Here is an 11,906-nt window from a genome sequence, read left to right as displayed (position 1 = left end):
GCCGGCCTGCCGGTGATGGACTCTCCGACCCACATCGTGCCGGTGCTGGTTGGCGATCCGGAACTCTGCAAGATGGCCAGCGACCGCCTGCTTGGCGTGCACGGCATCTACATCCAGCCGATCAACTACCCGACCGTGCCGCGCGGCACGGAGCGGCTGCGCATCACGCCGACGCCGTTCCATTCCGATGCGCTAATCGCGGGACTGCAGGACGCGCTGGTCGAGACCTGGGATGCGCTCGGCATTCCCTACGGCTCGGCAGGACGGCCCGCCGTGGCCAAGAGCGATCGGATCGTTCCGCTGCTGGTGCCCAAGTCGGGCGGCTGAAGCCATTTTGAAATTCTTCGGCGGCTTCTGGCTCGCCGGCGCGGTTTCAATTCGGACTTCAGCGGCTCAAATCGTCTTCATCCATTTCGCCAGCCGGTGCGCCGCTTCCTCGACCTGGTCGAGGCGACGATGGAAGCACAGTCGTAGGAATGCTTCGCCGCCGGGACCGAAGGCGGTGCCGGGCGCCAGGCCGACATTGGCCTTGTCGACGATGTCAAAGGCGGCGGCACGGGAATCGGTAATGCCGTCAACGGTGAAGAACAGATAGAAGGCGCCCTGCGGCACGGTGAACCCGGCCCGACCGGTGGCGCCGAGAATGCCGCAGACCAGATCGCGCGCCTTCCTTGCCCGCTCCACCTGTTCGACGACGAAACCATCGCCCTCGTCGAGCGCGGCAACGGCACCGCGCTGCATGAACTGTGCAACGCCGGAATTCGAATACTGGATCAGGTTCTCGAACACCTGCTGGAGGCTCGGATGCGTCTTGATCCAGCCGACGCGCCAGCCGGTCATCGCCCAGTTCTTGGAAAAGGAGTTGACGAACAGGATGCGGTCCTCCGCCGTCGCGATGTCGAGGAAGGACGGCGCACGGCCATGGCCATAGTGGAACAGCGAATAGATCTCGTCGGCGATGATCCAGAGGTTTTTGGCGCGAGCAAGGTTGAGGATCGCCTGCAAGGTCTCGTGATCGGCGGTCCAGCCGGTCGGGTTCGACGGCGTGTTGATGAACAGCGCCCTGGTGCGCGGGGTGATCGCCGCGACAATCTTCTCGACGTCGCAGGACCAGCCATTTCCGGAATGATCGAGCGTGACCGGCACCGGAACGGCGCCTGACAGGGCGGCGGCGGCGTCGAAATTCGGCCAGGCGGGCGACAGATAGATCACCTCGTCGCCAGCGCCGGCGAGAGCGGTAAGCGACATCTGGATGGCATGCATGCCGGATCCGGTGACGATGAATTGCTCCTCCGGAAAGGTCTTGCCGAAATGCCTGGCGTAGTAGCGTGCCAGCGCCTGCCTGAGATCGGGGATACCCCTCTGCCAGGTGTAGAACGTCTCGCCGCCGGCCAGCGCCTTCGACGCGGCATCGGTGATGAAGGCGGGCGTCGGCAGATCGCCCTCGCCGGCCCAGAGCGGGATCAAGCCCTCGCGCAGGCGGCCGTAGTTGACGACGGCGACAATGCCGCTTTCCGGTGCGGCGCGGGCTTCGGCGCGAAAGCTATCGATCAGGCTCATGGACAAATCCGTTTTCCCTTGGGGTTGCCGCTCTTTACCAGATGCGAAAACAGAAAACCCCAGCCGCGAACGACCGGGGTTTTGGTCCAGCAATGGCTGGCTGAATTATCGCTTCGCAAGCAGATCGCGGATTTCGGTGAGCAGCGCGACATCGGCGGGCGGCGGCGCGGCCGGGGCAGCCGGCTTCTCGCGCTCGAGCCGCCGGCGCAGGTTGTTCACGGCCTTGACCATCAGGAAGATGATGAAGGCGAGGATGATGAAGTTCAACGCCACGGTGATGAAATTGCCGTACGCAAAAACGGCGCCTTGCTTGCGCGCGTCAACCAGGTTGGTGGCGGTCACGGCGTGCGACAGGCCAATGAAGTAGTTGGAAAAGTCGACGCCGCCGAGCGCGCCGATGAAGGGCATAATGATGTCATTGACAAGGGAATCGACGATCTTGCCGAAGGCCGCGCCGATGATGACGCCGACGGCCAAATCCATCACATTGCCCTTGGAAATGAATTCCTGGAATTCTTTCAGCATTCGACCCTCCTTGCCATGACCGGCCGTGCTGCCGTTCCGTCCTTGCGGCATCGACCCGGCGGCAACATAACAAAAACCTGCGGTTGCAACATGGGCAAAAAGGAGAAAGCAACCGCTTTGTCCTTCCGTCACGGCACCTCGGCCTCCCTCCTGAATCTTGCACCACAACGATGCTGCCAAAGCCGCAATGGACTCCAGCGCCAAGCTGTGATTGCGTTCGGACAAGCCGGATAGAAAGACGGCAAAGGAGGAAAATCCAGGCGTGCAGGGCTTGTTCATCGTCATCATCGCGATCGCCTATGTGACGCTGCTGTTCGCAATCGCCAGCCTGGGCGACCGCCGCTCGGCGACATCCGGGCCGAGCCGAGCGCGGCCTTTCATCTATGCGCTCAGCCTGGCCATCTATTGCACGTCCTGGACCTTCTTCGGCTCGGTCGGTCTCTCCTCCGAACGCGGTCTCGAATTCCTCGGCATTTATACCGGCCCGGTGCTGGTGTTCGTATTCGGTTTTCCGCTGCTCAACCGCATCGTGCGGCTGGCCAAGAACGAGAAGATCACCTCGATCGCCGACTTCCTCGGCGCGCGCTACGGCAAAAGTTTCACGGTCGCGGCGATCGCCACGCTGATCGCCACCATCGGCGCGGTGCCCTATATCGCGCTGCAGCTGAAGGCGATCTCCGGTTCGGTCAGCCTGATGGTCGAGCACTATACGGGGTCGCCGCCTTCCTTCGACCCGTTCGTCAGCGACATCTCGCTGGTCGTCGCCATGCTGCTGGCGCTGTTTGCCGTGCTGTTCGGCACCCGTCATGCCGACGCCACCGAGCACCAGGACGGGCTGGTGCTGGCGGTGGCAGTCGAAACCTTGGTCAAGCTCGCCGCCTTCCTGGCGATCGGCCTGATGGTCACCTTCCTGATCTTCGGCGGCCCGGGCGACATGTTCGCAAAGCTGGCTGAGAATGCGCAGGTGCGCCAGGCGATGGGCTACAACACCTCGCTCGCCACCTGGCTGGTGCTGACGGGCTTGAGTGGCTTTGCCATCATCATGCTGCCGCGGCAGTTCTACGTCACCATCGTCGAGAACCGCGGCGAGGCAGAATTGCGCACCGCGACCTGGGTGTTTCCGCTCTACCTCGTGGCGATCAACCTGTTCGTGCTGCCGATCGCCTTTGCCGGCCTGTCGCTGGTCGGCAACGGGACCAGCAGCGATCTCTACGTGCTGTCGCTGCCACTGTTCAGCGGCCACGACGTGCTCGCCATGGCGGCCTTCATCGGCGGGCTGTCGGCGGCAACCGCCATGGTGATCGTCGAAAGCGTGGCGCTGTCGATCATGATCTCCAACGACCTCGTCATTCCGCTGTTCGTGCGCCGCCTGCTCAAGACCTCGACCTCCGAGAACGAGGACTGGTCGACACTCATCCTCAATGTGCGGCGCGGGGCGATCTTCATCCTGTTGTTCATCGCCTTCCTCTACTATCGCGAGAGCACCAACTCAGCGCGGCTGTCGTCGATCGGGCTGATGTCCTTCGCGGCCATCGCGCAATTCGCACCAGCGCTCATCGGCGGGCTGATCTGGCGCGGCGCCAACGGCAGGGGTGCCGCACTCGGCATGGTCGCCGGCATCCTCGTCTGGGGCTACACGTTGCTCCTGCCGTCGTTTGTCGCGCCCGATACCGACATCCTCGTGCACGGGCTGTTCGGTTTCGAGGCGCTGCGGCCGCAGGCGCTGTTCGGCACCGTGGCCGAACCGCTAAACCATGGCGTGTTGTGGAGCCTGTCGATCAACACGCTGTTTTTCGTCCTCGGCTCGCTGTCGCGCGCGTCGGTGCCGCTGGAACGCATCCAGGCGTCGATCTTCGTGCCGCGCGACGCCGGCCCGATGCCGAGCCTGCGCCGCTTCCGCACCGCCATCACCGTCAACGACCTCAAGGACACGATCGGCCGCTACCTCGGCGTCGAGCGCACCGAGCGCTCCTTCCAGTCGTTCGAGAAGACCAACGGCACCTCGCTGCACGGCAAGGAGCAGGCGAGCATGGACGTCATCCGCTTTTCGGAGCAGCTTTTGGCCAGCGCCGTCGGCTCCTCCTCGGCGCGGCTGATCCTGTCGCTGCTGTTTCGACGCCATGACCGCGAATCCCGGGATGCCTTCCGCCTGCTCGACGACGCCACCGAGGCGCTGCAGCACAATCGCGACCTGCTACAGATCGCGCTCGACCAGATGGAGCAAGGCATCACCGTCTTCGACCGGGATTTCCGCCTGATCTGCTGGAACCGCCAGTACCGGACGCTGTTCGACCTGCCCGACGAGATGGGCCAGGTCGGCGTCTCGCTCGACCAGATCCTGCGCCATCTCGCCGAGCGCGGCGACATCCCCGCCGACCAGCGCGTGACGATGCTCAACCGGCTGACCAGCTTTGTCAGCCCCTGGCAGATGGAGCTGAAGACCAGCGGCCGCATCCTGGAGCTGCGCTCCAACGAGATGCCGGATGGCGGTATCGTCGCCACCTATGCCGACATTTCCGGGCGCGTCGAGCAGGATCTGGCGCTGAAGCGCGCCAATGAATCGCTGGAACAGCGGGTCAAGACCCGCACTATCGAACTGACTAGGGTCAATGAGGAGTTGACCCGGGTCAACGAGGAGCTGGCGCAGGCGCAGATGCTGGCCGAGGAGGCCAATCTCGGCAAGACGCGCTTCCTCGCCGCTGCCGGCCACGACATCCTGCAGCCGCTGAACGCCGCCCGGCTCTATTGCTCGTCGCTGATCGAGAAGGCCGGCAAAGGGCCGGCCGGCAAGGCCGCGGTCAACATCGAGTCCTCGCTGGAATCGGTCGAGACCATTTTGGGCGCCGTGCTCGACATTTCGCGCCTCGATGCCGGCGCGATGAAGCCGGACGACACCGCTTTCAACCTCGACGGATTGCTGCGCCAGATCGGCAATGATTTTCGCCCAATGGCGGCGGAGAAAAAGCTAGGTCTGACGATCATGCCGTCGTCTCTGACGGTGGTGACCGACCGCAATCTGCTGCGCCGCCTGATCCAGAATCTCGTTTCCAACGCCATTAAATATACCCGCAAGGGCCATATCCTGGTCGGCGTGCGGCGGCGCGGTAAACTGGCGGAAATCCAGGTGATCGACACCGGTATCGGCATCGCCGGCGACAAGCTGAACACCGTCTTCCATGAGTTCACCCGGTTGGATGAGGGCGCTCGCGAGGCCGAAGGCCTTGGCCTTGGCCTCTCCATCGTTGACCGCATCGCCCGGGTGCTCAGGCTTGAAATCCGCATCTTCTCCAATCCGGGCAAGGGCACGCGCTTTTCCGTCATCCTGCCCGTCGCGGCGGTGCAGGAGCCGCGACGCGAGGTCGAAAGCAAGGCTCCCGCCCGGGCCGCGGCTTCGCTTGCCGGACTGCATGTGCTCTGCATCGACAACGACGCCCGCATCCTCGACGGGATGAGGTCGCTGCTCGAAGGCTGGGGATGCAAGGTCGACACGGTGTCCGGCTCACGCGATCTGGAGAACGCCGAGCCACACCGACCGGACATCGTGCTTGCCGACTATCATCTCGACGGCGAAACCGGTCTCGACATCATTGCCAGGTTGCGCGCCATCCATGGCGACGACCTGCCGGCCGTGCTGGTCACTGCAGACCGTTCCAACGAAGTGCGGGCGACAGCAAGCGGGCTCGATATTCCGGTGATCAACAAGCCGTTGAAACCGGCGGTGTTGCGCTCGATGATGGCCAGGGTCAGGCCGCTGGCATCGGCTGAATAACCGTACCGAGGTTGAGAATTTGAAACCCTGACAGAACGAAGTCGCGATGGCAGAAGATGAGCCGACAGGCAGGCAGCTCGCAACGTTAATCACCGATACCGCTTCGCCTTCGGAGCTTTTGGCCCTTCGGGCGTGGGCCAATGAGCTTCTTGATATTCGATCGTCAGACCTCCCCAAGTCGAAAAAAGCCAAGGCGGCGATTGGCGCAACACTGAAGAGTCGTGTTGTTTGGGCGACGATGAAGATTATAGCTCTCAAAACAAAACAGGTTGGCTGGGACAATCGCAGCCGTACCGGGCGACTAGGGGTTGCAGGAGCCGCCGCAGGAATTGCCCTCTTTGGAACCCAGAGTGCCGGAATTGCCGCGCTTGGAACAGCTATCGATGTGCCGCTCTGGGTCGTGTTAGGAGCGGGCGCTTCGTTTGCAAATGTTCTTATCGAAGAAATTGGGCGACGAGGATCGGGGAAAGAAGCGGACGCGACCTACTCAGTTATCGACGCGAAGCGGGTCGATCCACTCCAGTGAAAGATTGACGCCGAGCCGCGCCTGGGCGGTTCATCGTCGTGGAATCACTATCCCACCGGCTGTAGCGGATCGCTACTGGATCACCCCCTGGGTGCGGCCGCCAAATAGCGAGCTATCATCGCCTCAGCGATGTCCGAGACTTTCGAGGTAAGCGCAGAACATGTCGGCCATCGCATCGGCATAGGTTTCGATCTCGGCCGGTGTTCGCGGGCTTTCCGAAAAATCCTTCCCCACCGCACTGAGTGTCGTTTTGATCAGATCGCCGGCCAGGGCGCGGACGGCCTCCGGGGCCTCGGGCAATGCCTCCCGCAGAAAGGTCTGGACGGTGCGCTCTCCCGAGGCTCTCGCCTCGTGCGCCTCCGGTGCGTCGCGATAGAGAGGGGCGGCGTCATTGAGTGCCACGCGCACCTCGGCCTCTTCGCATTCGGAGCGGATGAAGGCGTGGACAAGGGCACGCAGCCGTTCGAGCGGCGGTTTCCGATCATCCTCGAGTATGGTGCGCAGCAGGCCGGCCGTCTGCCGCCATTCATCGCTCTGCAGCCTGAACAGAAGTGCGGCCTTGTTGGGGAAATACTGATAGAGCGAGCCGACGCTGACGCCGGCCTTTTCGGCCACGCGCGTGGTGGTGAAACGCTGCGCGCCTTCGCTCGCCAAAACCTGAACAGCAGCCTGCAAAATCGCCTCAACAAGGTCCGCGGCGCGAGCCTGTTTGGGCTGTTTTCGTGAGGAAATCGAATGGCTTGGGCGTCCGGTCATGTCTCGGCTCGGCAATGCGAATTGGAAACCTGAAGGATTATTCGTATTTTCAGCCCGACACAAGAACGCAGTCATTTTCGACCGGAGAGTTTTCATGACGACGCTGACCAACGCCCCGCTGGGCCCCCTGCTCGCCCGCCTGTTCAAGGAAGCCAATGCCACGACCAGTCCGGCGGTGGCCGCGCTCTCGCAAGAAGAGCGGGCGCGCCTGCTCAACAGCAAGACCGAATATGTCGATTTCTACGGACGGCTGAAGGACCTCTGGCTGGCGATCTCGCCGGAGACCGGCACGCTGCTCTACATGCTGGCGCGCAGCAGCGGCGCGCGCATCATCATCGAGTTCGGCACCTCGTTCGGCATCTCGGCGCTCTATCTTGCGGCGGCGCTCAAGGACAATGGCGGCGGCCGCCTGATCACCACCGAATTCGAACCGTCCAAGGTGATGCGGGCCAAGGCCAATCTGACCGAGGGCGGCCTCATCGACCTGGTGGAGATCCGCGAGGGAGACGCGCTTGAGACGCTGAGCGCCGACCTGCCTGAGACGATCGACCTTTTGCTGCTCGATGGCGCCAAGGCGATCTATCCGGAGATCCTTAGCCTGGTCGAGAGCCGGCTCAGGCCCGGCGCGCTGGTCATCGCCGACAATGCCGACTTCTCGCCTGAATATCTGGAGCGGGTACGCTCGCCGGCATCGGGCTACATGTCCACGCCGTTTGGCGAGGACGTCGAACTGTCCGTGCGGCTCGGCTGAACGCTTCCATCGCCGCATGGGTTTCAACCATGCGGCTCAAACCTCCCTGTCGCTGCTGGCGACCGTAGGCGTTTACGTCAACCAACGCGCAATCTTCCAGACCGTCGACGACAGTCGGGCCTCCATGCGCAGGTGACGCCATGATCAACACGCTTCTTTCCTCCTTTCGCGCTGCCCCTCGCCCAGCCCTGTTGGGGCTTCTGCTCTTCTTCTGTGCGGGTTTCGCCGATGGCGCACTGATGCCTTTCTTTCCGCTCTGGGCGAGCAGCGAGGCGGGCATTCCCGTCGGCGCGATCGGCCTGCTGTTCGGCTGCTATGCCGGCGGCGAGTTGCTGGCGGCACCACTGATCGGCGGCATCGCCGACCGGGTCGGCCGGCGACCGGTGCTGATAGCCTCGTCGCTCGGCGTCGGGGCCGGCTTCCTGGCCCTGTTCTTCGTGCATGGCGTCACCGTCACCGCAATCGTGCTGCTTCTGACCGGCATGTGCGAATCGGTGCTTCATCCGACGATTCTGGCCGCGATCGCAGACGTGACCCCGCCATCGACGCATCCGCGCTGGTTCAGCCTGGCGCGCGTGAGTTCAAGCGCTGGGCAGATCCTTGGACCGGCCTGCGGCGCCTTGCTAGCGCTCGTGTCGCTGCGCAGCGTGTTTCTTGCCGGCGGCACCACGCTTGTGCTGGGTGGCATCGTGATGCTCTTCGCCCTGAGTGAGACGATCGGCGTCGGCACCGGTGATGACCGCCACGACGGTGAGGACGATGAAGAGGAGGGCCTGTCCGCGCTGCTGCCGGCGTTCCGCGACGGCCGGCTGGCGAAGCTGCTGCTCTGGGTCGTGCTCTTCGAGGTCGCCGGCAACTGGATCGAGGCGGTGATCCCGCTCTACGCGCAGGATGCCGGGACGTTGACGCCATCCGGCGTCGGCGCACTGTTCGCCTATGCCGCCGCGTTGACGGTCGGCCTGCAGATGCTGGTCAGCCGGTTGATCGAGGCACGGTCGGCGCTGTGGCTGACGGTCGGTGCCGGCCTCGCGACGATGCTCGCCTTCGCGCTGCTGGCCGCCTCGCCTGCAATGCTGACGCTGATCGGAGCCGTCAGCCTGTGCTCGATCGCGCAGATGCTGGTCGGGCCGCTGGTGCCTACCGCCGTTAATGCGCTGGCGCCGCCCGCACGACGCGCCTCCTACATGGCGGCTTCGTCGGTTGCGGTCGACCTCAAGGACTCGCTAGGACCGTCGATCGGCACGGCGCTTTACGCGCTGGCACCGCGCCTGCCCTGGATCGCCGGCATTCCGCTGGTGGCCGTCGCATCGCTCGGCCTTGGCGCGGCCATCGGCCGGGCGCGGAACCCTTCGCGGCCGACCGAGGAGGATGCCACGCCGCAACTGGGCTCAGCCGTCGAAAACTATCGCTGAGACACTCGTTCGGCGTCATCGCGCAGACGCGGGTCGACAGCCTCAGACGGAGCTGTCCACCATCTGCGAATTGCGGAACCGGGGCTTCGCGCCGTTGGCTGCCGGCGATGGACGATGCTCGCGAAACGCCATGGCAAGGGTGCGCAACGCATCGCGCGATTGAGCGTCCGAGAGCGTGGACAAGAGCATGATCTCCGACGCCGGCAGCGGCGGCAGGCCGAACTTTCGGCTGACCTCGATGGTGCCAGGCGGAACCAGGCGAGACGAGAAGGCCCCGGCGGCGAGGCCGGCGGAAACGGCCTCGGCAACGGCGAAAGAGCCGCAGCCAAGGAAAACCTGCGTCCACGGCATTCCAACCGCATCGAGCGTGCCGGTGATGACGTCGCGGATGCTGCAGGAAGGCGCGGAGGCCGCCAGCCGCAGTGGCTCGCCGGCGCGGTAGACGAAATCCGGCGTGGCGTACCAGCCGAAATGTTCGGGCGCCAGCACCTCGCCGTCGCGGCGGTCGTCCTCGCGCCGGACGATCGCGGCATCGAGGTCGCCACGATCGAACGCAGCGATCAACTCGCGCGTGTCGTCGAGCCGCACCTCGATGGTCAAGGCGGGATCATGCGCATTGAGGCGCGCCAGCAAGGTCGGCACTTCGGCACCGCCGACATGGGTGGCAATGCCCAGCCGAAAGTGGCGGCGAACAGCGGCGAGGCTGGCGACGGCACGGTCGTGCGCGGCGAGCAGATCGCGCGCCGGTTCGAGGAACACCGCACCTCGCGCTGAAAGGCGCACCAGTCGCGGCGTCCGCTCGATCAGCTTCTGCCCCACCCGATCCTCAAGCCGCTTCAGCTTGACACTGATTGCGCCTTGCGTGCTGCCAAGCGCCTCGGCCGCGCGTGTAAAACTGCGCAACTCGGCGACGGCGACGAAAGCTTTCACCGCATCTACGTCCAGCGCCATGTCAGTTATCTCATTTTGTTGTCTCTGAAATAGCCAACCATGCAATTCTAAAATGATCAAGCCTGACCTAGTCTGGGTTGAGCGGGGCGGCCGTCATACCGACTCGTCCTGCCCAAGAAGTCGAAAGGTTTGATCATGCCCACTGCCCTGACCCGTCGCGGCATCGTCGTTGTGTCTGCCGCATGCCTGGCATGCCTGATGTTCGGGCTGGAGATTTCAAGCGTTCCCACCATCCTGCCGACATTGGAGCAAGAGCTGCATGCCGACTTCAGGCAATTGCAATGGGTGATGAACGCATACACGATCGCGGTCACGACCGTGCTGATGGCGGTCGGCACCATCGCCGACCGCTACGGACGCAAGCGCGTCTTCCTGGTTTCCATCGCCGCCTTCGGTCTGACGTCGCTGATCTGCGGCCTGGCGGACGACGTATCGACCTTGATCGTCGCCCGGTTCCTGCAGGGTTTGAGCGGCGGCGCGATGCTGATCTGCCAGCTCGCCGTGCTGTCTTACGAATTCACGGAAGGGCGCGAGCGCGCCGTCGCCTGGGGCTGGTGGGGCGTCATCTTCGGTGTCGGCCTCGGCTTCGGGCCGATCATCGGCGGTGGCATCGTCGCGGTCTCGAGCTGGGAATGGGTGTTCCTCATCCACGTGCCGGCAGCGGCCGTGGCCTTCGTACTGGCTTTGACCGGCGTCCATGAATCGAAGGACCCACAGGCGGGCAAGCTCGACCTGGCGGGCATCGTGACGCTGTCGCCATCAGTCTTCTGTCTCGTCTTCTACATCACGCAGGGACCGGATCTCGGTTTCGCCAGTCCGGCGGCGCTGGCGATCCTCGGCATCTCGATTGCGAGCTTCATCGCCTTCCTCATCGCCGAGCGGATCAGCCAGCGGCCGGTGTTCGACTTCTCGGTCTTCCAGATCCGGCCGTTTTCCGGCGCGATCGTCGGCTCGGCGGCGATGAACCTCTCCTATTGGCCGTTCATGATCTACCTGCCGATCTGGTTCCATGCCGGGCTTGGTTATGACAGCGTCGCCACCGGCCTTGCCCTGCTCGCCTACACGCTGCCGACACTCGCCATGCCGCCCTTGGCGGAGCGGCTTTCGCTGCGCTACCAGCCCGGCGTCATCATTCCGGCCGGGCTCGTCATCATCGGCGTCGGTTTCATCCTGATGAAGTTCGGCAGCGCCGCCGCGCGGCCGGATTGGCTGACGATGCTGCCAGGCTGCCTGATCGCCGGAACCGGCCTCGGCATCACCAATACGCCCGTCACCAACACGACGACGGGCTCCGTTTCAAGCGACCGGGCGGGCATGGCGTCCGGCATCGACATGAGCGCCCGCATGGTTTCACTGGCGGTGAACATAGCGGTGATGGGCTTCATCCTGGCGAGTGGCGTGCTGGCGCATCTGAGCGTTGCACTGCCCGACCTCGACGCCAACCAGCTGCGTCTGTTCGCCGACGGCATCGCGGCAGGAAACCCCAATACCGATCTTGCTGATTCCGTCGTCCACAATGCGTTGCGCAACGGCTTTGGCTGGGTGATGCTCTATGGCGGCATCGGCGTCTGGATCATGGCCGCCATCAGCTTCGCGAGCTTCAACGCCCGGCCTGTGCGAAAAGAGGTTGAATGTTCCGATTGAGTGGACGACGCA

General features: G+C 63.9%; 10 protein-coding genes. 6 read left to right on the top strand and 4 right to left on the bottom strand.

The window, feature by feature from the left end; genetic code table 11:
* Positions 1 to 327, top strand: a 327-nt coding sequence (locus AC04SF_RS18035) for an aminotransferase class I/II-fold pyridoxal phosphate-dependent enzyme (protein WP_488478921.1), incomplete at its 5' end; no start/stop codon positions are given.
* A gap of 66 nt (positions 328 to 393) precedes the next feature.
* Here the strand turns inward: AC04SF_RS18035 and AC04SF_RS18030 are convergent.
* Together AC04SF_RS18030 and mscL are read right to left on the bottom strand one after the other, a co-directional pair.
* Positions 394 to 1,560 (bottom strand): pyridoxal phosphate-dependent aminotransferase, encoded by a 1,167-nt coding sequence (locus tag AC04SF_RS18030; RefSeq protein WP_488478920.1) that lies wholly within the window; start codon positions 1,558 to 1,560, stop codon positions 394 to 396.
* 105 nt (positions 1,561 to 1,665) lie between these two features.
* On the bottom strand, positions 1,666 to 2,085 hold the full coding sequence (gene mscL / locus AC04SF_RS18025; RefSeq protein ID WP_488478933.1) for a large conductance mechanosensitive channel protein MscL: 420 nt from the start codon (positions 2,083 to 2,085) through the stop codon (positions 1,666 to 1,668).
* Between the two features lie 262 nt (positions 2,086 to 2,347).
* Between mscL and AC04SF_RS18020 the strand changes: the two genes are divergently transcribed.
* On the top strand, positions 2,348 to 5,854 hold the full coding sequence (locus tag AC04SF_RS18020) for a PAS domain-containing hybrid sensor histidine kinase/response regulator (RefSeq protein WP_488478919.1): 3,507 nt from the start codon (positions 2,348 to 2,350) through the stop codon (positions 5,852 to 5,854).
* Positions 5,855 to 5,900: 46 nt separating this feature from the next.
* Positions 5,901 to 6,380 carry a hypothetical protein gene (locus AC04SF_RS18015; RefSeq protein ID WP_488478918.1) on the top strand — a complete coding sequence of 160 codons (480 nt, stop codon included), beginning with the start codon at positions 5,901 to 5,903 and terminating at the stop codon, positions 6,378 to 6,380.
* A gap of 123 nt (positions 6,381 to 6,503) precedes the next feature.
* Here AC04SF_RS18015 and AC04SF_RS18010 read toward each other — a convergent pair whose 3' ends face one another.
* Positions 6,504 to 7,136, bottom strand: coding sequence for a TetR/AcrR family transcriptional regulator (locus AC04SF_RS18010; RefSeq protein ID WP_488478932.1), 633 nt, complete (start codon positions 7,134 to 7,136; stop codon positions 6,504 to 6,506).
* A 94-nt stretch (positions 7,137 to 7,230) separates the two neighbouring features.
* Between AC04SF_RS18010 and AC04SF_RS18005 the strand changes: the two genes are divergently transcribed.
* Together AC04SF_RS18005 and AC04SF_RS18000 are read left to right on the top strand one after the other, a co-directional pair.
* Positions 7,231 to 7,887 carry an O-methyltransferase gene (locus AC04SF_RS18005; protein ID WP_488478917.1) on the top strand — a complete coding sequence of 219 codons (657 nt, stop codon included), beginning with the start codon at positions 7,231 to 7,233 and terminating at the stop codon, positions 7,885 to 7,887.
* A 140-nt stretch (positions 7,888 to 8,027) separates the two neighbouring features.
* Positions 8,028 to 9,299 carry an MDR family MFS transporter gene (locus AC04SF_RS18000; protein ID WP_488478916.1) on the top strand — a complete coding sequence of 424 codons (1,272 nt, stop codon included), beginning with the start codon at positions 8,028 to 8,030 and terminating at the stop codon, positions 9,297 to 9,299.
* A gap of 42 nt (positions 9,300 to 9,341) precedes the next feature.
* Here AC04SF_RS18000 and AC04SF_RS17995 read toward each other — a convergent pair whose 3' ends face one another.
* Positions 9,342 to 10,250, bottom strand: coding sequence for a LysR family transcriptional regulator (locus AC04SF_RS17995; protein WP_488478915.1), 909 nt, complete (start codon positions 10,248 to 10,250; stop codon positions 9,342 to 9,344).
* Between the two features lie 135 nt (positions 10,251 to 10,385).
* Here AC04SF_RS17995 and AC04SF_RS17990 point away from each other — a divergent pair, with 135 nt between their 5' ends.
* Entirely contained in the window at positions 10,386 to 11,894 is a 1,509-nt protein-coding gene (locus tag AC04SF_RS17990) for an MFS transporter (protein ID WP_488478914.1), read from the top strand.
* Positions 11,895 to 11,906 lie beyond the last annotated feature (12 nt).

The organism is Mesorhizobium sp. CNPSo 4671, assembly GCF_057784245.1.
Note: the sequence above shows the minus strand (reverse complement) of the source record. Positions and strands in the feature narration are given on the sequence as shown.

Bases quoted from the DNA above. Each gene is read 5' to 3' on its own strand.
- AC04SF_RS18030 (WP_488478920.1), bottom strand. From the start codon at position 1,560: ATGAGCCTGATCGATAGCTTTCGCGCCGAAGCCCGCGCCGCACCGGAA.
- mscL (WP_488478933.1), bottom strand. From the start codon at position 2,085: ATGCTGAAAGAATTCCAGGAATTCATTTCCAAGGGCAATGTGATGGAT.
- AC04SF_RS18015 (WP_488478918.1), top strand. From the start codon at position 5,901: ATGGCAGAAGATGAGCCGACAGGCAGGCAGCTCGCAACGTTAATCACC.
- AC04SF_RS18010 (WP_488478932.1), bottom strand. From the start codon at position 7,136: ATGACCGGACGCCCAAGCCATTCGATTTCCTCACGAAAACAGCCCAAA.
- AC04SF_RS18005 (WP_488478917.1), top strand. From the start codon at position 7,231: ATGACGACGCTGACCAACGCCCCGCTGGGCCCCCTGCTCGCCCGCCTG.
- AC04SF_RS18000 (WP_488478916.1), top strand. From the start codon at position 8,028: ATGATCAACACGCTTCTTTCCTCCTTTCGCGCTGCCCCTCGCCCAGCC.
- AC04SF_RS17995 (WP_488478915.1), bottom strand. From the start codon at position 10,250: ATGGCGCTGGACGTAGATGCGGTGAAAGCTTTCGTCGCCGTCGCCGAG.
- AC04SF_RS17990 (WP_488478914.1), top strand. From the start codon at position 10,386: ATGCCCACTGCCCTGACCCGTCGCGGCATCGTCGTTGTGTCTGCCGCA.